The organism is Bacillus sp. F9_6S_D1_P_5 (assembly GCF_054823925.1).
This window is the reverse complement of the sequence record NZ_JBTREW010000002.1, coordinates 247,779-273,264: the sequence shown is the minus strand read 5'-3', so window position 1 is coordinate 273,264 and position 25,486 is coordinate 247,779. Positions and strand designations below refer to the sequence as shown.

Genomic DNA, 25,486 nt, shown 5'->3' with positions numbered 1-25,486 from the left:
ACAACTCTCCTACTCAAAAGCTATCTTCACATTCCTGGAGTGACGGTAATATTCGATCTTTGTCAGACAAAATAGGACTTGTTACTGGCCATGGAATTGCTAATTCTTTATCGTTCCAAAGTACCCCTGAGTCATGATCGGCACTATAATACTCATCTACTTTATACATAACAATCGTATGCGGAACAAGTGTACAAAAACCATGTGCAAATCCTTTTGGCACTAATAATTGCCGGTGATTATCTGCGCTTAAAATATATCCTCTCCACTGCCTAAACGTTGGGGAATCTTTTCGCAAATCGACGATAACGTCATAGATTGCTCCTTGCATAACTTGAATAAGTTTCGTTTGTGCTTTCGGATTTTTTTGAAAGTGTAATCCCCGAATCGTTCCCGCTTCTGCTGAATACGAAACATTATCCTGTACAAATGAATACGTAATCCCTAATGTTTCTAGCACCTTCTTATTATAACTTTCAGTAAAAAAGCCACGCCCATCTCCAAATAACCTCGGTTCTAACAATTTTGCGTCGGTAAAGTTTGTTTCTACAACTTTCATATTCTCACCTATTCTCCGTTAAACTGTTTCCCAAAGTTTATATCCCGCGCTAACGTATTCGCCTTTTGAAGAGAAACATGAGTTCCCGCATCCGTCCACCAACCGCTCATTTCATTATAAGTAAGTACTCCTCGTTTTAAATACCAATTATTGATATCTGTAATTTCAAGTTCTCCCCTTGCGGAAGGTTTTAATTCTTTTATATAAGAAAAGACTTTCGAATCATACAAATAAATTCCTGTGACTGCATAGGAACTTTTTGGCTCTTTCGGCTTTTCTTCAATTTCAATTATTTTTCGGTTTTGAATATGTGCTACACCAAATCTCTCCGGATCATCTACAGATTGCAGCAGTACTTTCGCACCTTCTTTTTGATTTGCAAACTCTTCAACATACGGACGAATATCATCAGAAAAGATATTATCTCCTAATATAACTACCATACGATCGTTCCCGACGAAACTCTCACAAAGCCCTAATGCTTGCGCAATTCCGCCCGCCTTATCTTGCACACGATACGTAAAGGACACACCAAACTCTTGACCGCTTCCTAAAAAACTAACAACATCTCCCATATGCTCTTTACCTGTAATAATCATAATATCTGTGATTTCACATTGTTTTAGCTTATATACCGCATGATATATCATTGGATATCGTCCAACAGGAAGCAAATGTTTATTCGTTACTTTCGTTATTGGATATAATCTCGATCCAGTTCCACCTGCTAAAATAATTCCTTTCACCCTGCATCTCTCCCTTATGATGGAGATAGTATATCTTTGTAATGTTCTACAAACACTTTCCGATCCTTCTCATATGTATCCGCATCAAACTCATCTCCGTTGTAGTGAATACACCATAAATTTGCTTGATTAGGGATACCAATTAAATAACCTGCCTTTTGAAACTCTAAAGACTGCGACACATCATAAAAGTGGAATCCTTGAAATAAGTCCTCTCGCCACGGAATATCATACTGCGTTGCCATGAATAAGCCATCAATTGCCTGAACTGACAAAAATGGTTGATTACCATAAAAAACCTGATCTAAATTTAATAATTGATAATTCCGTCTTCTATACTCAATCACTTTCCCTACTAAATTTTTTCCTTCCCACCATATCCCGTTATTCGGTAAAAACTGAGCCCCAGCGACTCCTATTAAACCAAGCTTTTCATTTTCTTTAAAAAGAGATATAAGTGTAGAAAACATGTCTCGATTAATAAGATATGTATCTTGATGTATATACACTTTGTATTTCGCTGGATATGAAAGGGCTCGGTTGTATGCACTTGCCATACTTTGTGCATCTCGTATCGGAAAAATTTGTACGACATAACCAGGGGGAACAAAAAGATTTCTTATTTGTCTCTCACATTGTTCAAACAGCTCTTCATTGTTTATACAAACAACGACTAATATTGTATGATCTTTCATTTTTGTCCCCCCTTTATTCTTCCTTATTTACATCTGACATATATTGTTCCACAAATATTTTCCGATACTTTTCATAGTTCGTCATATTCACATCAAAATGATAATGGATACACCAAGCATCACGCTGTACAGGTACACCAACTGTATATCCTGCTTTTTTAAATTCAAATGATTGAGATACATCATAAAAATCGAATCCGTCAAATAAGTCTTCTCGCCACGGAACATCATATTGTGTCGCCATTAATAAACCATCAATACATTCTACAGGAATAAATGTTTTTGATTCATGATACGGTTGTTCTAAACTTGCCATATAAAACACATCATTCATATAACCAATGACCTTTCCTACAATTCCACGCCCTTCGTTCCATACACCAGTTGGAGGAACATATTGCGCTCCAACCATCCCAATCATACCAAGGTGTTCATGTTCCTCAAATAATTGAAGTAATCCGTATAAAAAAGCTCTATTTATAATAAAAACATCTTGATGTAAATACACTTTATACTTCGCTGGATGCGAAATGGCTTGATTGTATCCACTCGTCATACTTTTCGCATTTCGAATCGGCATAAATTGTACAATATACCCTGGCGGTACTAACAATTGCAATATATGTCGCACGCAGTTTGCATATAATTTCCGATCATTTATACATGTAACAAATAATATTGTTTTGTCTGCAGTACTCATAATTGTGATTTTTCAGCTTCAATAATATACTGAAATACAACTGTCTCAGCCATGAAGCCACTTCCAAGACGATATTTTTTACAAATTCCATATAACTCCTCAATAAGCGGCTCATACATTTTGTGATCAACATATACACGATCTACTTTACTAATAATATATCCTGCTTTTAAAAACATTCTTAGCATTTCATTAAATGTAAAAAAACGAATATGTGTTTTATCTAATAAACCATATTCTGTATACGTCCAGTTTCCGGCAAGTAAGGGAGCTAATACTGAAATATGAGCAACGTTTGGTATACTTGCTAAAATCACACCATTTTTCTTTATATATGGCTTTACTTTTTCTATCACAGCCCACGGATCAAATAAATGCTCTAATACATCTCCAAATATGACGCAATCAAATTGTCCCTCCTCATAAGGAAGATCTATTTTTTCTATATCCCCTAAAATAACATGATCTAGTCTTTCTTTCGCTTTTTCTGCCGCCTCTGGAAATGCCTCAATTCCTGATACACGTGTACCATTTTCTTTAATAGCTGCTCCCAATGCACCGCCCGAGCAACCAATATCAAGAACTTCTTTCCATTCCTTTTTTATATGCTTTAATAAATTCGGATTCGCTGCATTATAATAATGCTCGGATTTTTCTTCATATAAAGAACTTTTTTCGCGATTCATTTCACACACTCCTTATGCAAATTGAATTAGAAATATAAATCTCATATGAATTCTATAAAGTGCAGTTTTTGTTCATCCCCCACTGATTATTAGCCCGCAAATAGCAGTATAAAATCTTTTATCTATATTGGTTACGTTACTGATACTCTAATATATAACCAATCTATTAGAGTTAGAATAAAGATAAATCATTTCTAAAAAATGAAACCTATTACACTTTATATGGTTTATCAAAAACCCCCCGAAAATATTTACGGTTATATTCAATTGCAGCATTATTCGGAACATAAGAAGCTGCTAATTCATTGTAATAATACGCTTTATCCTGCTCTCCTAACCTGCTATAACAAATACACATTTGTAAATAGGGTAGCCATGTGTAGCTAGCTGGACTATGGAAAGGACTTTCCGTTGCCATTGGTACTTCCGTTGCAAGTTTAAACCAAAATATCGCTTCATTATATTTTTCTTGTTCCATATATATATATCCTATTCTTGTACAATTCTCTCCTCTAGGGACGTCATACCGAAACGACTTCACACAAGATTCGATTGCCTTCTCCCACATTCCGAGCTTCGCATAGCAATCTCCTAGCTTACCACATGCATAAATTTTTTCTTCATACCATCCTTCGTCTTGATTAAGAAATGTTTCATATAGAAGAACTGCATCATCATATTTTTGGTTATCCGTAGATTCATTTGCGTAATAAAATAAATCTCTCGGACTCAATTCTTCACCTGCAGCTACAGTATTTTGAAAAATTTTCAAATTACGATCTGTTACTTTTTTTTCTTTTTTATGTGTAATAGCAACATTACTACTAAAAACCTCACCAGAAATAGCTAAATACTCATGAACCTTTCCAAACCATTGAAATTGTTTTTCACGCTTTACAAGTCGATTTCTTTTTGTACAATATAAAGGTTTCCCGTTAGAATCCATTGCAAGGTGATAAGGCATCGAAACAGCATCAATTTTAGGATCTATTTCTCTTTTTAAAAGTTTCAATGCTTCTTGAGCATCTTCTAATAATACGTCATCTGCATCTAGCCACAATATATACTCTTGCGTCGCTTTTGAAAAAGAAAAATTTCTTGCTGCTGCAAAATCATCAATCCACTGGAAATCATATATGTTAGAAGTGTATTTCTCTACGATTTCTTTCGTTCGATCGATGGAACCTGTATCAACCACTATAATTTCATCCACAATTTTTTCAACTGAGTCTAAACAACGGGCTATTGTCTTCTCCTCATCTCGAACAATCATACATAAACTAATTGTAATTCCTTGCTTGTTCAACATAATCACCCTCTTCCAAATCAATCATATGTTATACATATACTAAACTTTCCATTTTTTTAAATTGTTCAAGTAGTTTAAGATTTCTTTTCAATAATTTAAATGTCCGTGTCATTTTCTTTCGGTTTTGCATCTACTATATAATGAACGCTTTATGGAGGTGAATTTATGTCAAATAATAATTATTCAAATGGATTAAACCCCGATGAATCTTTATCAGCTAGTGCATTTGACCCTAATCTTGTAGGACCTACATTACCACCGATACCACCGTTTACCCTTCCTACCGGACCAACTGGACCGACTGGGCCGACTGGGCCGACCGGGCCAACTGGGCCAACTGGGCCAACTGGAGACACTGGTGCTACTGGACCGACTGGACCAACTGGAGACACTGGTACTACTGGACCAACTGGGCCAACTGGAGACACTGGTGCTACTGGACTGACTGGGCCAACTGGTGCTACTGGACCGACTGGGCCGACTGGGCCATCCGGACTAGGACTTCCAGCAGGACTATATGCATTTAACTCCGGTGGGATTTCTTTAGATCTAGGAATTGATGCTCCCGTACCATTTAATACTGTTGGATCTCAGTTTGGCACAGCAATTTCTCTAATGGCCCCTGATACTTTCGTAATTAGTGAAACTGGATTCTATAAAATTACTGTTATCGTATATACTGCAGCCGTAAGTCTATTAGGAGGTCTTACAATCGAGGTGGATGGAGTACCTATACCAGGTACTGGAACAAGTTTGATCTCAGTTGGAGCACCTATCGTTATTCAAGCAATTACACAAATTACGACAACTCCATCAATGATTGAAGTAATTGTTACAGGGCTTGGGCTATCATTAGCTCTTGGCACGAGTGCATCCATTATTATTGAAAAAGTTGCTTAATTTTTTACTTAGCAGTAAAACTGATATCAGTTTTACTGCTTTTTCAATTTCAAATTCAATCATGAAACATTCAGTACCTACATAATCATATTGTTGTATGACATTTTGCAGGAGGCACAAATATGGAAAGTAAATCTGCTGTTCAGCTTTATCTCGAATTGCTAAAGAAGACAATTTTATTTGAAATATGGTTAGAATATGAGGCATACTTACCCGCATCTCTACATATTTCGAAAGAACTAGAATTCGAACCAGTTACAGTCCCTCTCCCTTTATTCATTAAGCAATATGCCGAAAACCATAACTTAAAAATTGTAAAACCAAATGTCTCAAAAAGTGAACGTCATGATGGAATGGATTGGCCAAGAGCAGCACATAGCATGATTGGTCGAGAACGTATGAACCAATTACAAGAGGCGATGGAAACCGTTGTTCGTGAAAATATAGAAGGTGATTTTATTGAAACAGGTGTATGGCGCGGAGGATCATGCATTTTTATGAATGGGTTTTTACAAGCAAACAACATTACGGATCGTAATGTGTGGGTCGCAGATTCATTTGAAGGTTTGCCAGCACCGAATCTAGAACAATACCCAAAAGATTACGGTGATTATTTACACACATTCGATTACTTACGCGTCTCTTTAGAACAAGTACAAGAGAATTTCAAAAAATATGATTTACTAAATGATCAAGTGAAATTTTTAAAAGGTTGGTTTAAAGATACTTTACCAACAGCATCAATTGAAAAAATAGCAATTGCACGGCTTGATGGTGATATGTACGAATCCACCATGGATGGTCTCATGAACTTATATGATAAAGTTTCTAAAGGTGGCTATATAATTATCGATGACTACGGGCTACCACCATGCGCTGAGGCTGTGACAGACTTTAGAAAGCAACGAAATTTAAAAGCCCCTATTACTAAAATTGATGTATTTGGCGTTTATTGGAGAAAAGAATAAAAAAGATTTAATCTATAGGAGATCCCATTTTCACTCATCCTTCTCTCACTTCTAACCCAACAAAATATTTTTTTCGGAATCTCCTTACATATAACAATTGTTTTCCTGTCTTCTCTCACTACAAATTGAAAATTTCATTAATAGAGTTACTGCATATTCTCACACAAGAAAGGGGTATACTCATGAGCGAATTTAGCAAAGAAATGACTTTACTCCCCCCTCCTGAACTCGTCCAATATGTAGGTGGCGACTTCAAAAAGGTTGGAAAAGAGTTCCTAAAGCATTTTATTCAAATTGGCGCTTTAAAATCAAATGAAAAAGTATTGGATGTAGGCTGCGGCGTCGGCCGAATGGCTGTACCATTAATGAATTACTTAAATGATGATGGAGCGTATTATGGATTTGATTTGTTTAAAGATGGAATTACTTGGTGTCAAAATAACATTTCAACTATGCGTAATAATTTTCACTTTGAACATGTTGACATATACAATCAATTCTATAATCCGGAAGGAAAAGAAGATGCCTCTCAATATCGTTTTCCCTATGAAGACGGAACATTCGATTTTATCTTTTTAACTTCTGTATTTACGCATCTTCTCCCAAAAGAATTAGAACATTACGTATCTGAAATTGTACGTGTATTAAAAAAAGACGGGAGATGTTTCATTACATTCTTTCTTATAAACCCTGAATCGTCTTATTATTTAAATGCAGGACAAAGTACATTAGGTTTTTATCATCGAATTGAAAATTGCTACGTTGTAAATAAAGATATTCCGAATTTCGCAGTTGCTTATCCTGAGACAGATATTTGCAATTTATTGAATAAGTACGACCTAGAAATAATCAATAAGCCGCATTACGGTTTATGGTGCGGCAGACATGAATATACAAGTTACCAAGATATTGTTCTTACAAAAAAAAGCTTCTGAAAGGAAGTTATGTATGATGAATGAAAAAAATCCACCTCTCGTTTCCATCCTTATTCCCACTTATAATCGGCCTCATTATTTCAAAATTGCTCTAGAAAGTGCATTGGCACAAACTTATTCAAATATTGAAATCATCATCGGAGATGATAGTACAAATGATGAAACAGCAACTTTAATACGCGAACAATACTTACCAAATTATAAAAATATAACATACATTCGAAATACCCCTACTCTAGGACAATTTCACAATGACCTTATGCTCATAGAAAAATCAAATGGTGAGTATATAAACTTTTTAATGGACGATGACGTGTTTTATAAGCATAAAATACAAAAAATGATGGCCTATTTTGAGCAAGATTCCAATAAAAATCTTGCTCTTGTTACTTCTTATCGAGTACGTATTGATGATCATGGAAATCTAATAGGTGATTCCCACCCAACACAAAGGTTATATAGTGAAGACACCCCATTAAACGGGATATTTTTAGGTAATTGGATGTTAAAGGGCGGGCACAACATTATCGGTGAGCCTACGACTACTTTGTTTCGAAAAAAATTACTCACTGAACCTTTTGGCACCCTTAAAGAGCGACAATATTCTTGTAGTGTTGATATGGCCTCATGGATTTCTTTACTTTCTAAAGGAAATGCAATATACATTTCTGAGCCTTTAAGTCAATTTCGCTACCATGCTGGACAACAAATACACAATAAGCTCCTTCAAGGTTGTGAAGATTTCACACACCTTGTTATAACAGCAAAAGAATATGGCTTTTTACAAAATACTATGGACTATAGAGCAGCTCTACTTAGTGCTTACCAATGGTGTAAAAGTTCCTTAAAATACTATCTTCATCAACTAGATATTTTTCCTGACGCACATGTACGTCTTTCCCATTGTTTGGATATAATTATTAAAGAGTTAAACAATTAAACTACTCTGCAAAATTAAAAGTGTATGGACTATATGTGAATCATTCGTATAGTTCATACATTCTTTCTCATACTATAAAGTGAAACTTTAATCAGCCCTCACCAATCGGGCTTTTACGGGCAGTTGATCCCCCACCTAACTTCTTCGCTTTCCCTGAATTTTGAGGTGGGGGTCTTACTGCCCATTAATGCGGGATAAAATCCATTACTATAAAGAGCAGTAGAAAGGAATACCTACATTGAAAGATCCAAATTCTCAATATCAAATAGACTACGTATTACTATTTATTTTATTTGCCATTGGGATTGTTAGTTGTTGTGCTATTGCAAGTGCACAAGCCTCTTTACCGCCATTTTTACAAAACGTCAATTTTGTACTAAAGCAAATCCAATGGTATTTCATTGGATTTATAGCCATTGGTGTTATTATGATTATCGACTTCGATCGTTATCAAAAAATTGCTTGGTATTTATACAGCTTTGCAATGGTACTACTTATTGGACTAGAACTTCAAGTACCAGGTGCCGTTACAATTAAAGGCGCTACCGCTTGGTACAGGCTTCCAGGCATCGGAAATTTCCAGCCTTCTGAAATTATGAAATTGTTTTTAATTATCGTCACCGGACGAATTATTGCAAATCACAATGAGAAATATTTTTACCGAACAATACACGCTGATTTTTTATTACTCGGAAAAATATGCGCAACCAGTTTGCCACCCCTGCTCCTTATTGCAAAGGAACCTGATTTAGGAAACACGATGGTAATTTCAGCTATGCTCGCAGCAATGATACTAGTTTCTGGTATACGTTGGCGGTTTATTTTCGGATTAGTTTCCGGTATTTTTGCAGCTGGCGTTACATTAACGTATACTTTTTTCACTCATACAAAATTTTTTAAAGCACATATTTTACAAGAATATCAACTAAATCGCTTCTACGGCTGGTTAGCGCCATACAAATATGATGCGCAAGGCTATCAATTAAGACAAGCTTTCTTAGCTACTGGATCAGGAGAAATGCAAGGGAAAGGTTGGGAAAATGGACAAGTATACTTTCCAGAACCACATACAGATTTTATTTTCACCAATGTCGCTGAGCAATTCGGCTTTTTAGGCGCAAGTGTCATTATTGCACTTTTTTTCCTACTTATTTTCCGCATGATTCATATCGCTTTAGAAAGTAATGACCCTTTCGGTAGTTACATCTGCGCGGGCACAATCGGAATGTTTACTTTTCAAGTATTTCAAAATATCGGGATGACCATCGGATTACTGCCTATTACAGGAATCACATTACCCCTTATGAGCTACGGAGGAAGTTCCTTGCTCACATACATGATAGCGATTGGATTTGTTTTAAACGTTCGCTCAAGGACGAAAATTTTTATGTTTAACTGAAGCATAGAAACGGTATATTTTTATCTCTATCCTTTTTTAGATATACTAATAAAAAATATGATGGAGGTTTAAATATGAAATATGACATTATAGGAGATATTCATGGATGCTTCCAAGAGTTTCAAGATTTAACGATGAAACTCGGATATAACTGGAATAATGACCTGCCGATTCACCCTGATCAACGCAAGCTTGCTTTTGTCGGTGATATTACAGACCGTGGCCCTCATTCATTACGTATGATTGAAATTGTATGGGAACTTGTTATAAATAAAAAAGTAGCTTATTACGCTCCAGGAAATCACTGTAATAAACTATACCGATTTTTCCTTGGGCGTAATGTGACAATTGCTCATGGACTCGAAACAACTGTTGCTGAATATGAAGCACTGCCTTCTCATAAACAAAACATGATAAAAGAAAAATTCATCACACTTTACGAGCAATCCCCTTTCTATCACGTACTCGATGAGAAAAGGTTAATTGTGTGTCACGCTGGAATTCGGCAAGATTACATAGGAAGACAAGATAAAAAAGTACAAACCTTTGTATTATATGGCGATATTACAGGAGAAAAACATGCTGACGGCTCTCCTGTCCGTCGCGACTGGGCGAAGGAGTATAAAGGAAAAGCTTGGATTGTATATGGACATACACCTGTAAAAGAACCTCGCTTTGTAAATCATACAGTTAATATTGACACTGGCGCTGTGTTTGGTGGCAAACTAACCGGACTACGTTATCCTGAAATGGAGACCATTTCCGTCCCTTCCTCTCTGCCTTTTGTACCTGAAAAGTTTCGCCCAATTTCATAACCCTTATTTAAGATTTACGAGGGATTATCGTTTCATTTAGGCGGCTCTCATAAAAAACTAGGTAAAGTAATGAAAAAAAGATGCACTTTCGTGCATCTTTTTTTCATTACACGGCATATACTGTCGCAGGAGGTGACAGTATGAAGAAAAAATCTTCTCAACAAAAAAGAAAATGCCCGCCTTTTTATCTACCCATGTACGGAATTAACAACTGGTGCAGCATTCGAGCTGCAGCTTTAGAAGAACTGGAAGGACAAGAGGCTTCCACAAAAAACAAAGATAGACCAAAATATGTCTCTTTACAAAATGCTGTAATGAGCCGCATTATTAATAATAGAAAAACAAAGATGCAGCAAAAAAATAAACCTCTCTCTACTCACACTGAACAGATAGGGCCTTCTGAACAAACAGAGAAAAATACAGAAGAAAACATCCCTGTAGCAATAAATAAAAAAGCGGAAGCAGAAATTCCAGCTGCTATTATACATCAAGTGAAAAAAATAAAAGAAGCATTAGCACCATCCAATACTATACAAACAGAAAAGACTATCATAATTCAAACCCCTACACCTGAAAATACAAAAGTAAAAAAAGAGGGACGGTATGCCTATGCAGAGGGGCTTCATTCTCATGCAGAGGGTGCAGCTTCACATGCAGAAGGGCTTCTTACTCACGCAAAAGCTTCTTTCTCTCATGCAGAAGGATCGAAAACAAAAGCAACTGGACATAGTTCCCATAGTGAAGGAAGTGAAACGACAGCAGGCGGCTCTTATTCTCATGCGGAAGGTAAACATACAATCGCTTTAGGCGAAGCAGCACATGCAGAAGGAACCGCGACTATCGCTAACGGATTCTCTTCTCACGCGGAAGGTAATCATACATCAACGGCTCATTTTGCAGGTAGCCATATTATGGGGCGCTTCGGTACAGCAGAAGAATCTTATTCTTGGTTTATCGCAAACGGCACAAATGAAACTGACCATAATATCGGTGCAAAGTGGCTTGCTCATAACGGCGAAATGTATATTGATGGCGCTTCTTACAATGCAAGTGGAACTGATTTTGCACAAATGTTTGAAACAGCAGACAATACTCTTATTGATGTAGGTTATTTTGTTACATTTAGTAACGAAGAAAAAATTCGAATCGCTACTTCAAACGATTCATTCATCTTAGGTATATCTAGTGCAACCCCCGCTCTTATAGGAAATAGCGGTTCTTTAAGTTGGCAAAAACGCTATAAAACAGATACCTTCGGAAAACGTCAATATGTACGTACGGAATCGCAAGACATACAACCTCTTTTAAATAAAGAATGGGATCCAGCTTGCAAATATATAGCAAGAAAAGATCGTAACGAGTGGCTTCCTGTCGGATTAATTGGACAAATGTTAGTACGGGATGACGGCACTTGCGAAACACATGGATATTGTCGTCCAAATAACGATGGCATTGCTACAAAATCCGAAATTGGCTTTTTCGTTATAAAGCGCACGGGTGAAAACCAAATTTTAATATTATTCCGCTAAGAAAAAAGGGAACAAAATTCTTCATTACATAAGAATTTTGTTCCCTTTTTAAGTATGTCTTAATATCTCTTGCATATCGCTTGGAATCGTTGTAGTGAAAGACATTTCTTTCTCTAAAATAGGATGATAAAACGTCAAGGATGTACTATGAAGTGCTTGTCGTTTCATTTCATCCCTTTTTCCTCCATATAAATCATCGCCAAGTAGCGGATGTCCTATATGCGCCATATGTACACGAATTTGGTGCGTTCTCCCTGTATCAAGCTCGAGCGATACATGCGTCTTATGATTGGCACTATCAATCACTCTAAAATGAGTAACTGCCCTTTGCCCCTCCTCACAAACGGTTCGCTCAATAATACTATCCGATTTTCGTCCAATCGGTGCGTCAATCGTTCCTTCTCGTTCTATCATCTCACCATGAACGAGCGCTTCATACGTTCTTTTCACAGCTTTTTGTTGATGCTGTTTCGATAAAAGATGATGTACGAAACGATTTTTTGCAATAAGCATAAGCCCTGAAGTATCACGATCTAACCTTGTTACAATGTGCACCGTACTTGCAAGATGCTGCTTATCATAATGAGATAAGAGCGCATTCGCAACACTTCCTGCCGGATGTTCTCTAGACGGAATCGTTGACATATTCGCCTCTTTGTTTATGACAAGAACCGCATCATCTTCATATACAATGCATAAAGGGATATCTTCTGCAATCATCCCTTCACTTCTTTCCTCCACTGGAAAAAAGACACGTATTTCCTCACCAGCTTGCAACTGATGACGAACGCTCGCATGTTGACCATTTACTTCAATAGCTCCGCCGTGAAACTTTATATCCGTTAATGCGGCTTTAGAAATCCCTTTCGTTTTTAAAAATTCTCTAACTAAAGTTCCCTCTTCGGCCGATTCTATATCCCATTTCAATGTAAATCTGTTCAAATATATAAACCCTTTCTATTTATCTGCAACAAACGAGTCACGAACCCGTTTCCAGAACGGGAATGGACGGAAACGAACAAATCGTACTTTTTCGTTTGCAACGCGATACTGAATTGATTTCACATCTTGATGAACCATTGTTAAATGGTCCACCGTAATTTGTAAGTTCATTCCTGCAGCTGGCTTCAACACACATGTATGATGTTTCGGCAGTACGAGCGGCGAACCTACCGTACGAAACACACGGTTATTAATAGATGCCATTTCTGCAATTTGAATCGCTTCAATAGAAGGGTGAATAATTGCTCCACCAAGCGCCTTATTATACGCAGTACTTCCCGAAGGAGTAGAAATACAAAGGCCATCACCACGGAACGTTTCAAAGTACTCTCCGCGTATTTCCACTTCTGTTACTAATGTACCTTCTGCACTTTTCACAGTCGCTTCATTCATCGCTAAATACTGCGACTCTTTACTCCCATTCACATAGCGAATAATCACTTCTAAAAGCGGATATTCCACCACTTGGAATGGTGTTTTAGCAATTGCAATTACTAATTTCTCTACTTCTGTCGGTAACCAATCTGCATAGAAACCTAAATGCCCTGTATGTACACCAACAAATGCCGTTTCAGCCAATCGATTGTAATAACGATGAAATGCATATAAAAGCGTTCCATCTCCCCCAACAGAAATTACAATATCGGGTTCCTTTTCATCCATTATAAATCCGAAATCTAGCAAGTATTCTTTCATCGTGCTTGCCAGTGCATCTGATGATTGATCTCCCTTTGACATAATTGTAAATTTCATCGCCCAACACCCTTTAGTTTATGATTCGGAATCTTTCGTTTCTTGCTTTCTTGAAAAAGCTTTCTGCGCTTCTTGAATTTCAAGACGGATAGAAGACATTTCTTCATCTAATAAAAATGCTGCTTCCGCTGCACGTTGTAAGCGTATTTTTATATCTTCAGGAAAACGTCCACTATATTTATAATTTAAAGAATGCTCAATTGTTGCCCAAAAATTCATTGCTAGCGTGCGTATTTGGATTTCTACCAATACTTTTTGTTCACCCTGAATCGTTTGAACTGGGTAACTAATGACAACGTGATAAGAACGATAACCGCTATCTTTCTTCTGCGTGACATAATCACGTTCTTCCACGATTTCAAAGTCATTTCGTTTTCGAAGATATTCTACAACAGGCTTAATCTCATCTACAAATTGACACATCATACGAAGGCCCGCGATATCTTGCATATCTTCTCTTAGCCGGTCTAGCGATACATTTCTCTTCTCCGCTTTATCAATAATACTTGCAACCGACTTTACCCTTCCTGTTACAAACTCAATTGGAGAATGCTCTGTTAACATTGCAAATTGAGTACGCATTCCTTTTAGTTTCACTTTCAGCTCTGCCACCGCTTGGTGGTAAGGTGCTAAAAATTCTTCCCAATTTCGATTCATTTCAACCACCACCAAAATCAATCCATTTGCTTATAGAAATACTTTTTCTACAGCAGTTACTAGTTCTTCTCCGTAATTTGCATTACCTTCAATATTTTCAACTAAATATTCTACTTCTTCTTTTAATCCTTCTAATTCCATTTCAATGTCATTCACGCGAACGAACATAACCACATCGTTATTCATCGCTTCATGCATTGCTTCCCAGCATGTGTGCGGAATACTTACATAAATGAAAGATGATTCGTTTTCTAAGATATATAAAAAGGATAAATTGTCTGAGTCTACAAGTACATGATTACGTGCACTTAACTCCTTTACCTCTATTTCACTATTTTCCGCACAAAAAATAAGAGCATTCTCTCTCTTTTCTACGCCCTTAACTTGAATTTTATTTTGCATGCTCTAACTCCTCCATCTCAACTTCCTGTCTTACTTAACAGTATTATTGTATCATAACATGGACGCAAACAAATAAAACATTGAACCAAATTTGTGAAAAAGCGATAATGTGTAAAGAATTATTTTTCAAAAGGAGCGCATACAATGACACAAGAAATCGAAATTGAATTTAAAAATATTGTTACAGAAGAAGAATTCGATACATTATGTAAATCATTCTCTATTGAAGTATTTACGAAACAGGTAAATCATTACTTTGAAACACCGAACTTCTCGTTAAAAGAAGCTGGCTCTGCACTTCGTATTCGTCATAAAGGAGAAACTTATACATTAACATTGAAACAACCTGCAGAGGTTGGTTTGTTAGAAACACATCAAGTCGTAACAGCAGAAGAAGCAAACATGATGATGGAAACAAACGTAATCATTCAAGGGGCTGTAATGGATCAACTACACAAATTACAAATTCCTGTTTCTGCTTTAACTTATATGGGTAGTTTAACAACTGAAAGAGCCGAAACGTTATTTGAAGGCGGAACGCTTGTCTTTGATCATAGTTTCTATTACAATCACGATGATTATGAAATTGAATTTGAAGTGCAAGATGAAGAAACAGGCAAAGCTGCATTTATACATTTATTAAAGCAATACGACATACCAATCCGTCATACAAATAATAAAGTAAAACGCTTTTTCCTTGCCAAACAAAACAAAGCACGCTAAAGTGAAAATTCCACTAGTGAATACGTTCTACTAGTGGATACATCTCACTTTTTAAAAGGAAAAGATTCTTTTACATCTGTAGAATAAGCAAAGAGCGTTATGAAGGCTATTTATTTGCCCTCCCTAACATTCCATTGCTACAATAGATATACATTTCATGGAAAAAGGAGTTTATAAAGGATGAGCAAGCAACCGATGACACCATTTGAAGCAATTGGCGGTGAACAATGCATTGCAATATTAGTAGATACATTTTATTCCTATGTCAGTAAGCACCCTGACCTATCTCCCATCTTCCCGGATGATTTAACAGAAACCGCTAGGAAGCAGAAACAATTTTTAACACAGTATTTAGGTGGTCCTAATTTGTACACTGAAGAACATGGTCATCCTATGTTAAGAGCACGCCATCTCCCGTTTGAGATTACGCCAAAACGAGCAGAGGCTTGGCTATCATGTATGGAGCAAGCAATGGATGACACAGGAGTGCACGGTCATATAAGAGAGTTCGTTTTTGAACGTTTAGCATTAACTGCTCAGCATATGGTTAATACTCCAAATGAAACAGGTGAAATATAATGGATAAACAGGAAGCAAAGCATATCAATATGCCATCTCCTTCCGCATGTGAACATAAGTCTGTAGAAGCATATTTATTTATTGACCCACTTTGTAAAGATTGCTGGGAAATTGAACCTTTTATTATTAAACTATGGCTTGAATACGGGAAATACTTCTCTATTCGTCATATCGTAACAGGAAAAGTGGAAGGAACGAACGCTTCCTCACACAAATGGAATAAACCTGCTAATATTCGATTTGTGTGGGAAAAGACAACAAGTTTACAAGGTTTTTCATGTGATGGAAAGGTACATATGCAAGAGGCATCGTCAACACCATATTTAGTTTCGATGGCAATTAAGGCAGCGGAGTTGCAAGGCCGAAAAGCAGGTTCGAAGTTTTTGCGAAAACTCCAAGAATACATTTTCCTTGAAAATGTATCAAATCCTAACTGCGAATTATTACTTGCATGCGCAAAAGATAGCGATATTGATGTAGAAGAATTTAAAAAAGACCTCTATTCCGCTAGCGCAAAAAAGGCTTTCCAATGTGACTTGAAATTCACAAATGAGATGCATATTACAGAAATACCTTCTCTCGTATTTTTTCATGCGAATTCAGATGAAGAAGGTATTAAAATCGCTGGAACATATTCCTATGACGTATACGTACAATTATTAAAAGAACTTGTAAAATGTGAAATCGAGCCAGAACCATTACCACCTTTAGAAGCGTTACTAGAAGCGACGCAATTTATATCTTCAAAAGAAGTAGCATTTATATATGACTGCTCGCAGCAAGAGATCGAGCGTGAACTAAAAAAATTACAACTGAAACGAAAAGTACAAATGATTGACGTAAAATGTGAGCGTTATTGGAAATGGATAGCAAAAGAAAAAGACCTGGTGTAAACACCAGGTCTTTTTCTTTACGGCTTATAAAAATATTAAAGGGGATGGGAGAAATTTTCACGTTCAAACAAAGGGGTATATGTTTGTATGTGAATTCGTTCACGCTTATTATATTACAAGATTCGACGTCAGATGACAACCCCTTTTGTCGAATTTCACACTTTTGTCACATTCTAAACGTTTTCATTTTTGAATAAGCTATAAAAAAGCTATTTTGGAGGTGTTTTGTATGAAAAAAACGTATATTTTGCTTATCATTTTAGCTGTCATCGTTTCTTTTTTCTTGTACATCCTCTCTCTACTACAAGCTTTCCCTAAAATTATTGCCTTCCCTCTTTTATTTGGAGTCATTGTCATCGCTCTCTCTTATTTCAACCATAAAAAACGCTTTAAAGGGTTTTAATGAACTGTAAAACTGCCTTCTAATTTAGAAAAAAGAAGACAATTCGCTTTATTTTTTCGACAAATAACGACAAAACAACACAAAAAAAAGACGAGGTAAATTCCTCGTCTTTTCTATTACTTCTCTTCAAATAATAATGCTTCTAATTCATTTAATTTCTCTTCAAATACTTGCAATGCTTCTTTTACTGGTTCTGGAGATGCCATATCTACTCCAGCTTTTTTCAGCACTTCAATTGGGTAATCTGAGCTTCCTGCTTTTAAGAACTCATTAATGTAACGTTCTACTGCTGGTTGCCCTTCTTCTAAAATTTGTTTAGATAGAGCCGTCGCTGCACTAAATCCTGTTGCGTATTGGTATACGTAATAGTTGTAGTAGAAGTGCGGAATACGAGACCACTCTAAACCAATTTCTTCATCGATTACTAAAGCATCACCGAAATATTTCTTATTTAAATCATAGTAAATCTCTGTTAACATGTCTGGCGTAACCGCATGTCCCTCTTGTACTTTCTTATGAATAATATGCTCAAACTCTGCGAACATCGTTTGACGGAATACAGTACCACGGAATCCTTCTAAATAATGATTTAATAAATATAGACGTTCTTTCTTATCTTCTGTCGTTTTTAATAAATAATCGTTTAGAAGCGCTTCATTACAAGTTGATGCTACTTCCGCAACGAAGATTGAATAGTCACCGTATACGTGCGGCTGCGTTTTTCTTGTGTAGTAACTATGCACCGAATGACCAAACTCATGAGCAAGTGTAAATAAATTATTTACATTATCATGCCAGTTCATTAAAATATAAGGATTTGTTCCATATGCACCAGATGAATATGCTCCGCTTCGTTTTCCTTTATTCTCATACACATCTACCCAGCGATTTTCATATGCTTCTTTTAAAATATCAACATACTCATCACCAAGTACATTTAAAGACTTTAATAACATGTCTTGTGCTTCTTCATACTTCACATTCATTTTCACTTCTGGTACAAGTGGTGTATATAAATCATACATATGAAGCTCATCAAGTCCTAGTGCACGCTTACGAATATCAATGTAACGATGTAGCAAGTGTAAATTATCATTTACAGATTCAACAAGTTGATCATACACCGCTTCAGGAATATTATTATTACTTAATGCAGCTTGACGTGCAGAATCGTATTTGCGAACGCGCGCATTGAAATTATTACGCTTCACAGCTCCGCTTAACGTACTTGCAAATGTGTTCTTATATTTTCCGTACGTTTCATATACAGCTTTGAACGCCTCTTCGCGCACACGACGATCATCACTTTCTAAAAACTGAATGTAACGACCATGTGTAATTTCTATTTCTTCTCCATCCTCGCCTTTAATAGATGGGAATTTCAAATCCGCATTATTCAACATACCAAATGTATTACTTGACGCACTCATTACTTCAGATGCTTCTGCTAATAAAGCTTCTTCCGCTTCAGATAATACGTGAGGGCGTTGACGCGTAATTTCTTCTAACGCATGCTCATATACACTTAAGTCTCTATTTTCTTTCAAGAATGTTTGCAGTGTATCTTCTGAAATCGATAAAATTTCAGGCACAATATATGCTGTGCTACTAGATACTTGTGAATATAAATTTGTTGCGCGGTCATTTAATGCTTGATACACAGAGTTTGTTGTATCTTGATCGTAACGCATATGTGCATATGTATATAACTTACCTAATCGCATTGAAATTTCATCTTCATATTGCAATGCTTCAAGTAAATTGTTCGCAGAGTCACCAAGTTTCCCTTTAAATTCAGTTAACTTCGGTAATAGCTCTTTAATAGCTTGGAATTCTTTTTCCCATTCTGCATCTGTTTGGAAAATATCTTCTAATCGCCACGTACTCGATTCTTCAATCTCGTTGCGATCTGGTAATGTTTTTGCTGTGTTTTGTTCAGACATCCTTTAAGCCCTCCTTTAAATATCTCTACTTACATACAATTCGATTTTTCTTATGTAATTCCTTCACGATCAGTCTTTATTATATCCCCTTTTCTTTCTCTCATGTTGTACTTTGCCTCAAATAAAGATAAGGCATACGCTAAGCAAATTTCATCATATTTTATAACTTCCTCTTCAGTTTTTAACATAACTATCCCCCTTATTTTCCGGTACTTATAAGTCCCTACTTTACGTAATACACCTGTACAACATAAAAATGTCATATATTCAGTAACTGCTACCTTCCATATATGCTGCGAAAAGTACGGGAGCATACGCCTTTTCGTATACTTTTTTACATACATACACGCATATTGAAGGGAAATACAATCACCTACCGCAAGCTCGCCTATACACTTCATATATAGAAAAGCTTGCCATATAAATGGATTTGTTTGAAAAGCAAATGAGGATGGGAGCGGCACACCAATTTCAGAAGGGAAATTTGCTGGGGTACATTTATATTGATATAAGAGGCGTAATAGTGACTTATGATTATAATTCCAAATAGGCAACGCATTTTTTCGAAAATAGTCCTTTCGCTGCTTCCATTCTCGGTCTAATGTTTCTTTTCGGAAAGTAACAGGGGAAAAGAGCATTTCAAAAGTAGTCGTTTCAGTTGGCAAATATATAATGTGTGAGAAAGTGACGCTTGTAGAAAATGAAGTGAGAAACGCACATTTCATAAATGATTTTTGTTTCGAACAGAAGAAAATAAGAAGTGGCTGAGGATAAGATTGTAAGGAGAAAGCCATAAGGGAGGAGAATTTCATCCAATACGCTGATTGCTTTTTCAATTGATTTCCACCAATGATCCAAATGACCTGTATACCAGCACGCCAATACGAATAGGTTCGTTTGTACAGCTGTTCTATAGAGAGATTCGCGCACTGGTATTCAATCGCAATCGTTCTACCTGCCCTCTCTATGAAAATATCTGGTCGTTGCTGAATCTCTGGCAAATAATGCTCTATATCTACATGAAAATTTTGACGTTTTAGCCATCTATATAACAATTCTTTACCGTGCATATGATACATAGATTCTGCTTCATAAAAGGCAAGGCATGCATCCATTTTCTTATGAGCAAAATGCCAGCTTTTTTGTTTCCCTAATTTCATTTGCACTTCCTTCCCGCAAGCTATGCAAAAGAAACTTTCCCTTTTACGCATACGGTGTAAAAGCTCTTCATCATGATGATAGAGTAGATGAATTTTTTCTCCGTTTTCTCTTTTGGCGATAAACATCGTAATCACACCCTTTCAGCCCCTTATATTCTACAATTTATTACAAATTCCTTTTAAAAAAGAGATGTCCGAATTTCAGACATCTCTTTTTATAATAAAGGCGATAATAATCGATACGTTGATTCAACAATTCGTCTATGAAGACGCCTTTTATGAAAACGATCAACATGAATTTCACTGGATTCTTCTATATCCTCTTTAAAATCTTGAACAAGTTTTCGAATGCTATCTGTATCATATAAAAAAGCATTTACTTCAAAGTTCAAATGAAAACTTCTCATATCCATATTAGCTGTCCCAATTGAAGCTAAATCAGAATCGACAATAACAACTTTACTATGAAGAAATCCTTTTTCATATTCATATATCTTTACCCCTGCATCTAAAAGCTCTGGGAAGTACGATCTCGATGCGTAAAAGACAGTGCGCTTATCGGGTTTACTCGGCATTAACAAACGAACATCAATACCAGCAAGCGCAGCTACCTTTAATGCGGATAAAATATCATCATCCGGAATGAAATATGGCGTCGCAATCCAAATGGATTTCCGCGCAGAAGCAATCATAGCAAAATATAAATGTTTAATTGTTTCCCATTTATTATCCGGTCCACCTGCAACGAGCTGCACGCCTCCCCAATGATCTCCCTCAACTGCTTTCGCTTGTAAATATTCAGGGGCGAGCACAGCCTCACCAGTCATATAAAACCAATCTTGAAGGAAAATAAGTTGCAAGCTTTGAACAGCTTCACCACGCAAATATAAATGCGTATCTCGCCAAAAGCCGAAATACTTATCCTTCCCTAAATATTCATCACCAATATTTAATCCACCTACAAATCCTTCATTTCCATCTATAATCACGATTTTTCGGTGGTTTCGGTAATTAATCTTATCGTTTAAAATCGGAAAGCGCACAGGAAAGAACGGAATCATTTCGACACCTGCATCGTTTAATTCTTCAATATACGAATTCGATAATCTAAAACTTCCAACCGCATCATATAAAAAACGAACGACTACGCCTTCTTTTGATTTTTGTATTAAAATATCTTTAATTTCGGTTCCAAGCTTATCATCACGTACAATGTAATATTCCATATGAATGTGATGTTTCGCTCGTTTTAATCCATCTAAAATAGCCTGAAACGTTTCATCTCCATTTGTTAATGTTCTCGTTTCAGTTTGAAATGAAATATTTAAAGCGCCTAAGCGATCCGCTAAACGAAATAACAGCTCTTGATGCTTATGATTGCGCAAAATCCGTTCCTCGTAATCTTCATGCCCCTTATATTGTAAAAACGCTTGTTCATCGAGCAACGCCTTCTTTTGGAACATTCTCTTCCTCCGAAAGTTCTGTCCGAATAATAAATAAGCGAAGAATCCAAACACCGGAAAAATCCCTAACACAATGAGCCATGTAAGTGTTTTAGACGGATGACGGTTCTCTAGGAAAATAACGCAGCCAATTAAAAATGCAGATACCGTAAATAAAATACTAATAATACCTAAAATCGAAACATCTTTTATTCCGATTACATCCGAATAAAATGCTACGTCAATAAACATACGTAACGAAACAAATAATGCGAACAATAATAAAACAAAGAAAATCAACTTTAACGTATTTTTCATCTCTTACCTCCTTACTAAGAAAGCTTTCCTATTCTTCATATAAAAAGCCGATTTCATACTACAGAAATCGGCCTACGTTTTAGCAGGAAAATTATTGCGAATTGTTTCAAGCGCATGCTCTTTCACAATTTGTTTTCCATACTCACTTACACGATGAATTGTTAAAGTTGATTCTTCTCCGTATTCTAAAACAATACTTAATACGCGATCAATTTCTTCTTCATCATGTAGCACTTCATCGAATTCCACATATACATAATAGCGGTCCTCAAATGAATACAGCTCATCTTTTATATCTTCAAAGATAAGACGGTGGCTTAATGAAATGACATCTTCAAAATCATTAAACTTAATTAAAAAGCCAAACGTACCATCTTCGTTAAAGTTTGTTCCTGCTTGTTCTTCTACCTCTTCCACTAATTCTTGCTGGAATAATGATTCAATGCCTTCATCTAGCGGAATGTCTATAATTTTATCTACACCTATAGGTAGTTCTAACTTTTGTCCATCCTTTGAAAGCTCTGCTTTCGTTACAAGTACTTCAATCCCTTTATCGACTGCTTGCACTTGAATCCATAACGGTCCATCAATAAAGAAATCGTCATGATCACGAGCTTCGTCCATCATTTCCCAAAAGAGCTCTTCGCTTCTTTCGCGGTCGTACCAAATTTCCTCGCGATTAAAGCCTCTGTCCTCTATATCAATGTACGTAATAAAAAATTTCATCGTATGGTCATTAATTCTTTCAATATCCAAAATACAACTCTCCCTTCCTGCTTAGAATTGTTATGAAGGGATTCCCCACTCATATGACAAATCAATAGATTCTTGTACTCTCATTTTATGATAAGATTCTCCAGAATGGAAATAAAATCGATTTATTTTACAAAAATAGTTATATGCCTATCTTCATTCGATGGTCTACACATATATATCATTATAGCGATTTCTCACTCATAAAAAATTTGGACATACATTTCCACCTTCCCCCGTACACTGTACTAAAGTGAAACTTTTATTAGAGAAGATGATTTAGTCTCTCACTTCACCACATACATATAGTTCGCTTATTAAAACTTCATAAATGGAGGCAGACGAATGGACTTAGAGTTTTTAACATCTGTACTAATGATTGTCGGTATCGATGTTGTATTAGGTGGTGACAACGCAATCGTCATCGCACTAGCTAGCCGAAATTTACCTGAATCGAAACGAAATAAAGCCATTTTGATTGGCACTCTTTTAGCAATCGTACTAAGAATTGTCCTTACTATACTAGCTGTCTATTTACTCGACATTCCATTTCTGCAACTGATTGGCGGGATTTTACTTACATTAATTGCAGTAAATTTACTAACTGATAATAGCAACGACCTTTCTTCTATTCAAGGAAAAACAACTTTATTTCAAGCTGTTCGTACAATTGTATTCGCGGACCTTGTTATGGGATTTGACAACGTTATTGCCATTGCCGGGGCAGCTCACGGGAGATTTTTACTCGTAATAATCGGCTTACTCATTTCTATTCCGATTATTATTTGGGGCAGCAAACTCATTTTAATACTTATGGAACGCTTTCCATTCCTCATTTATTGCGGAGCAGCGATTCTCGCCTATACAGCAGGAAAAATGGTCACACATGAAGACAGACTTGCAACTTTTTTTCATAACAACCCAAGTTTCACTGCAGGCATTCCTTACTTATTTATTTTCACCATTTTATGCATCGGTATTATCGTTCAACAAGTTCGATTACGTAATGTGAAACATTAAAAAAAACCTTCTACTATATAATAAGTAGAAGGTTTTCATATTATTATAATTAATTTACAAGACGCTGTGCTTCACGTAATTGGAACGTTCTTACTGTGCGTGGTAAGAAACGGCGGATTTCGTCTTCATTGTAACCTACTTGAAGGCGTTTCTCGTCAATCATAATTGGACGACGTAAAATCCCTGGATAGTCACGAATCATCTTATATAAATCTTGAAGTGGTAAAGACTCTAAGTTTACATTTAATTCTTGGAAAACTTTCGAACGAGTAGAAATAATCTCATCCGTTCCGCTTTCTGTCATACGTAAAATCTCTTTAATTTCCTCAATCGTTAATGGATCTGAGAAAATATTACGTTCTGTATAAGGAATATGATTTTCCTCTAGCCATAATTTCGCCTTTCTACAAGACGTACAGCTTGGAGAACTATATAATGTTACCATACAAAGCTCACTCTCCTTAAAGAGTACAAATTCTGTACTAATTACAGTTTAAATTTCTAAATTCAGCAATTTCCTGCGATACCTTGTCTTATAATAAAGTGCAAAAAATCGCATTTCATGTAAGCAACAACTTTTAGCAAACAACAATTACTTTTAATAAGTAACTTCTATAATCATTATACAATAGATTTTGCAAGAAATATACAGTAAATTTCCTTCTAATTGAGAAAACTCTTCCGTGTATTCCACTGCTATGTAACATAACTACAATCATCTCAGCTGTTCTTTAACAATAACCTTCAACCCTATTCACGCTTGCTTTTCATAGATTTTTCATATGATTTATAGTTATTTTCCCATAATCTTTCCTATGAAAAAGAGAACGTTTTCTTACCTTTTCTTGATAAATCAATTATGAAATGTAAGACTATACAAGTGAGAATCAAAAAAGAACACCTGTTCTTATTTTAACAAACATTCTCATTCATGTCTATACGATTTGGAAAATAAATTAAATATTTTTCTGACATTTCTTTCTTTTTTATCTTTTATCTCATACAATAAACATACAGACAGGCAAAGGGGGAATTTGCAAATGATTGCTTTTTTTATTGATTTTGTCACTGTTGCTGCCCTCATCATCGGAATAACAGCATTGATTGGTGTCATTACAAATAGCATTGGTGAAAAACTCTTTGGCGGAAAAGAAAAGATGAAGTTTGTTAATAAAAGTTTGGATGTACAATCCGGCTGGAACGAGGTCGGCGGGAAAGGTATTTATAAGAAACGTACGTATTAAAAAAAGCAGGCAA

General features: G+C 36.1%; 28 protein-coding genes. 13 read left to right on the top strand and 15 right to left on the bottom strand.

The genetic code is table 11. From position 1 onward, the window contains the following. Window positions 1-13 precede the first annotated feature (13 nt). The 6 genes from rfbC to ACUXEY_RS04330 form a co-directional block, all read right to left on the bottom strand. On the bottom strand, window positions 14-559 hold the full coding sequence (rfbC, locus tag ACUXEY_RS04355) for a dTDP-4-dehydrorhamnose 3,5-epimerase (RefSeq protein WP_461300166.1): 546 nt from the start codon (window positions 557-559) through the stop codon (window positions 14-16). Between the two features lie 8 nt (window positions 560-567). After that, window positions 568-1,305, bottom strand: a complete 738-nt coding sequence (locus ACUXEY_RS04350; RefSeq protein WP_166704187.1) for a sugar phosphate nucleotidyltransferase — start codon at window positions 1,303-1,305, stop codon at window positions 568-570. A gap of 14 nt (window positions 1,306-1,319) precedes the next feature. Then, the gene (locus ACUXEY_RS04345) at window positions 1,320-2,000 is read right to left on the bottom strand and encodes a glycosyltransferase family protein (protein WP_461300165.1); all 681 of its coding nucleotides are present in this window, start codon (window positions 1,998-2,000) and stop codon (window positions 1,320-1,322) included. 13 nt (window positions 2,001-2,013) lie between these two features. Next, window positions 2,014-2,700, bottom strand: a complete 687-nt coding sequence (locus ACUXEY_RS04340; protein WP_098667935.1) for a glycosyltransferase family protein — start codon at window positions 2,698-2,700, stop codon at window positions 2,014-2,016. After that, window positions 2,697-3,386 (bottom strand): class I SAM-dependent methyltransferase, encoded by a 690-nt coding sequence (locus ACUXEY_RS04335; RefSeq protein ID WP_001078426.1) that lies wholly within the window; start codon window positions 3,384-3,386, stop codon window positions 2,697-2,699. The genes ACUXEY_RS04340 and ACUXEY_RS04335 overlap by 4 nt, the downstream gene beginning before the upstream one ends. A 211-nt stretch (window positions 3,387-3,597) precedes the next feature. Then, window positions 3,598-4,695 (bottom strand): glycosyltransferase, encoded by a 1,098-nt coding sequence (locus ACUXEY_RS04330; protein WP_000932920.1) that lies wholly within the window; start codon window positions 4,693-4,695, stop codon window positions 3,598-3,600. Between the two features lie 165 nt (window positions 4,696-4,860). On the opposite strand from ACUXEY_RS04330, the gene ACUXEY_RS04325 reads away from it, so the two are divergent. The 7 genes from ACUXEY_RS04325 (at window position 4,861) to ACUXEY_RS04295 (ending at window position 12,181) form a co-directional block, all read left to right on the top strand. Beyond that, entirely contained in the window at window positions 4,861-5,595 is a 735-nt protein-coding gene (locus ACUXEY_RS04325) for a BclA C-terminal domain-containing protein (RefSeq protein WP_461300164.1), read from the top strand. Window positions 5,596-5,717: 122 nt separating this feature from the next. After that, window positions 5,718-6,563 (top strand): TylF/MycF family methyltransferase, encoded by an 846-nt coding sequence (locus ACUXEY_RS04320; protein ID WP_461300163.1) that lies wholly within the window; start codon window positions 5,718-5,720, stop codon window positions 6,561-6,563. A gap of 182 nt (window positions 6,564-6,745) precedes the next feature. Further along, window positions 6,746-7,498: a class I SAM-dependent methyltransferase gene (locus ACUXEY_RS04315; RefSeq protein WP_461300162.1), complete on the top strand. Its 753-nt coding sequence runs from the start codon at window positions 6,746-6,748 to the stop codon at window positions 7,496-7,498. Between the two features lie 13 nt (window positions 7,499-7,511). Continuing rightward, on the top strand, window positions 7,512-8,438 hold the full coding sequence (locus tag ACUXEY_RS04310; protein WP_461300161.1) for a glycosyltransferase family 2 protein: 927 nt from the start codon (window positions 7,512-7,514) through the stop codon (window positions 8,436-8,438). A gap of 238 nt (window positions 8,439-8,676) precedes the next feature. Next, window positions 8,677-9,837: an FtsW/RodA/SpoVE family cell cycle protein gene (locus ACUXEY_RS04305; protein WP_461300160.1), complete on the top strand. Its 1,161-nt coding sequence runs from the start codon at window positions 8,677-8,679 to the stop codon at window positions 9,835-9,837. A gap of 74 nt (window positions 9,838-9,911) precedes the next feature. Continuing rightward, window positions 9,912-10,652 (top strand): bis(5'-nucleosyl)-tetraphosphatase PrpE, encoded by a 741-nt coding sequence (prpE, locus tag ACUXEY_RS04300; RefSeq protein WP_196472788.1) that lies wholly within the window; start codon window positions 9,912-9,914, stop codon window positions 10,650-10,652. Between the two features lie 140 nt (window positions 10,653-10,792). Then, window positions 10,793-12,181: a peptidase G2 autoproteolytic cleavage domain-containing protein gene (locus ACUXEY_RS04295; protein WP_461300159.1), complete on the top strand. Its 1,389-nt coding sequence runs from the start codon at window positions 10,793-10,795 to the stop codon at window positions 12,179-12,181. A gap of 48 nt (window positions 12,182-12,229) precedes the next feature. Here ACUXEY_RS04295 and ACUXEY_RS04290 read toward each other — a convergent pair whose 3' ends face one another. From ACUXEY_RS04290 to ACUXEY_RS04275, 4 genes are read right to left on the bottom strand one after another with little or no spacing between them, the layout of a single operon-like run. Then, the gene (locus ACUXEY_RS04290) at window positions 12,230-13,123 is read right to left on the bottom strand and encodes an RluA family pseudouridine synthase (RefSeq protein ID WP_461300158.1); all 894 of its coding nucleotides are present in this window, start codon (window positions 13,121-13,123) and stop codon (window positions 12,230-12,232) included. Between the two features lie 15 nt (window positions 13,124-13,138). Further along, the gene (locus tag ACUXEY_RS04285) at window positions 13,139-13,936 is read right to left on the bottom strand and encodes an NAD kinase (RefSeq protein WP_212956437.1); all 798 of its coding nucleotides are present in this window, start codon (window positions 13,934-13,936) and stop codon (window positions 13,139-13,141) included. Between the two features lie 18 nt (window positions 13,937-13,954). Continuing rightward, the gene (locus ACUXEY_RS04280; protein ID WP_098758713.1) at window positions 13,955-14,593 is read right to left on the bottom strand and encodes a GTP pyrophosphokinase; all 639 of its coding nucleotides are present in this window, start codon (window positions 14,591-14,593) and stop codon (window positions 13,955-13,957) included. A gap of 30 nt (window positions 14,594-14,623) precedes the next feature. After that, window positions 14,624-14,995, bottom strand: coding sequence for a UPF0738 family protein (locus tag ACUXEY_RS04275; RefSeq protein ID WP_166704174.1), 372 nt, complete (start codon window positions 14,993-14,995; stop codon window positions 14,624-14,626). A gap of 144 nt (window positions 14,996-15,139) precedes the next feature. Between ACUXEY_RS04275 and ACUXEY_RS04270 the strand changes: the two genes are divergently transcribed. The 4 genes from ACUXEY_RS04270 to ACUXEY_RS04255 all read left to right on the top strand — a co-directional run bounded on the left by ACUXEY_RS04270 (window position 15,140) and on the right by ACUXEY_RS04255 (window position 17,593). Continuing rightward, window positions 15,140-15,718: a CYTH domain-containing protein gene (locus tag ACUXEY_RS04270; protein ID WP_461300157.1), complete on the top strand. Its 579-nt coding sequence runs from the start codon at window positions 15,140-15,142 to the stop codon at window positions 15,716-15,718. A 180-nt stretch (window positions 15,719-15,898) separates the two neighbouring features. Then, window positions 15,899-16,297, top strand: coding sequence for a globin domain-containing protein (locus ACUXEY_RS04265; RefSeq protein ID WP_000043381.1), 399 nt, complete (start codon window positions 15,899-15,901; stop codon window positions 16,295-16,297). Next, window positions 16,297-17,190, top strand: coding sequence for a ClpXP adapter SpxH family protein (locus ACUXEY_RS04260; RefSeq protein ID WP_166704172.1), 894 nt, complete (start codon window positions 16,297-16,299; stop codon window positions 17,188-17,190). The genes ACUXEY_RS04265 and ACUXEY_RS04260 overlap by 1 nt, the downstream gene beginning before the upstream one ends. A 229-nt stretch (window positions 17,191-17,419) precedes the next feature. Continuing rightward, window positions 17,420-17,593: a hypothetical protein gene (locus tag ACUXEY_RS04255; RefSeq protein WP_002051510.1), complete on the top strand. Its 174-nt coding sequence runs from the start codon at window positions 17,420-17,422 to the stop codon at window positions 17,591-17,593. Window positions 17,594-17,709: 116 nt separating this feature from the next. On the opposite strand, the gene pepF is transcribed toward ACUXEY_RS04255, so the two are convergent. The 4 genes from pepF to mecA all read right to left on the bottom strand — a co-directional run bounded on the left by pepF (window position 17,710) and on the right by mecA (window position 23,212). Then, window positions 17,710-19,536, bottom strand: coding sequence for an oligoendopeptidase F (gene pepF / locus ACUXEY_RS04250; RefSeq protein ID WP_461300156.1), 1,827 nt, complete (start codon window positions 19,534-19,536; stop codon window positions 17,710-17,712). A gap of 50 nt (window positions 19,537-19,586) precedes the next feature. Further along, complete coding sequence (locus ACUXEY_RS04245; RefSeq protein ID WP_461300155.1) at window positions 19,587-20,831, bottom strand: competence protein CoiA; 1,245 nt, start codon at window positions 20,829-20,831, stop codon at window positions 19,587-19,589. Between the two features lie 80 nt (window positions 20,832-20,911). Next, complete coding sequence (locus tag ACUXEY_RS04240; protein WP_048526701.1) at window positions 20,912-22,456, bottom strand: cardiolipin synthase; 1,545 nt, start codon at window positions 22,454-22,456, stop codon at window positions 20,912-20,914. Window positions 22,457-22,528: 72 nt separating this feature from the next. After that, window positions 22,529-23,212: an adaptor protein MecA gene (gene mecA / locus ACUXEY_RS04235; protein ID WP_087957739.1), complete on the bottom strand. Its 684-nt coding sequence runs from the start codon at window positions 23,210-23,212 to the stop codon at window positions 22,529-22,531. A gap of 342 nt (window positions 23,213-23,554) precedes the next feature. Between mecA and ACUXEY_RS04230 the strand changes: the two genes are divergently transcribed. Next, window positions 23,555-24,229, top strand: a complete 675-nt coding sequence (locus ACUXEY_RS04230) for a TerC family protein (RefSeq protein WP_461300154.1) — start codon at window positions 23,555-23,557, stop codon at window positions 24,227-24,229. Window positions 24,230-24,278: 49 nt separating this feature from the next. Here ACUXEY_RS04230 and spx read toward each other — a convergent pair whose 3' ends face one another. Next, window positions 24,279-24,674: a transcriptional regulator Spx gene (gene spx / locus ACUXEY_RS04225; RefSeq protein ID WP_000258267.1), complete on the bottom strand. Its 396-nt coding sequence runs from the start codon at window positions 24,672-24,674 to the stop codon at window positions 24,279-24,281. A 595-nt stretch (window positions 24,675-25,269) separates the two neighbouring features. Between spx and ACUXEY_RS04220 the strand changes: the two genes are divergently transcribed. After that, complete coding sequence (locus ACUXEY_RS04220; protein WP_000559976.1) at window positions 25,270-25,473, top strand: hypothetical protein; 204 nt, start codon at window positions 25,270-25,272, stop codon at window positions 25,471-25,473. Window positions 25,474-25,486 lie beyond the last annotated feature (13 nt).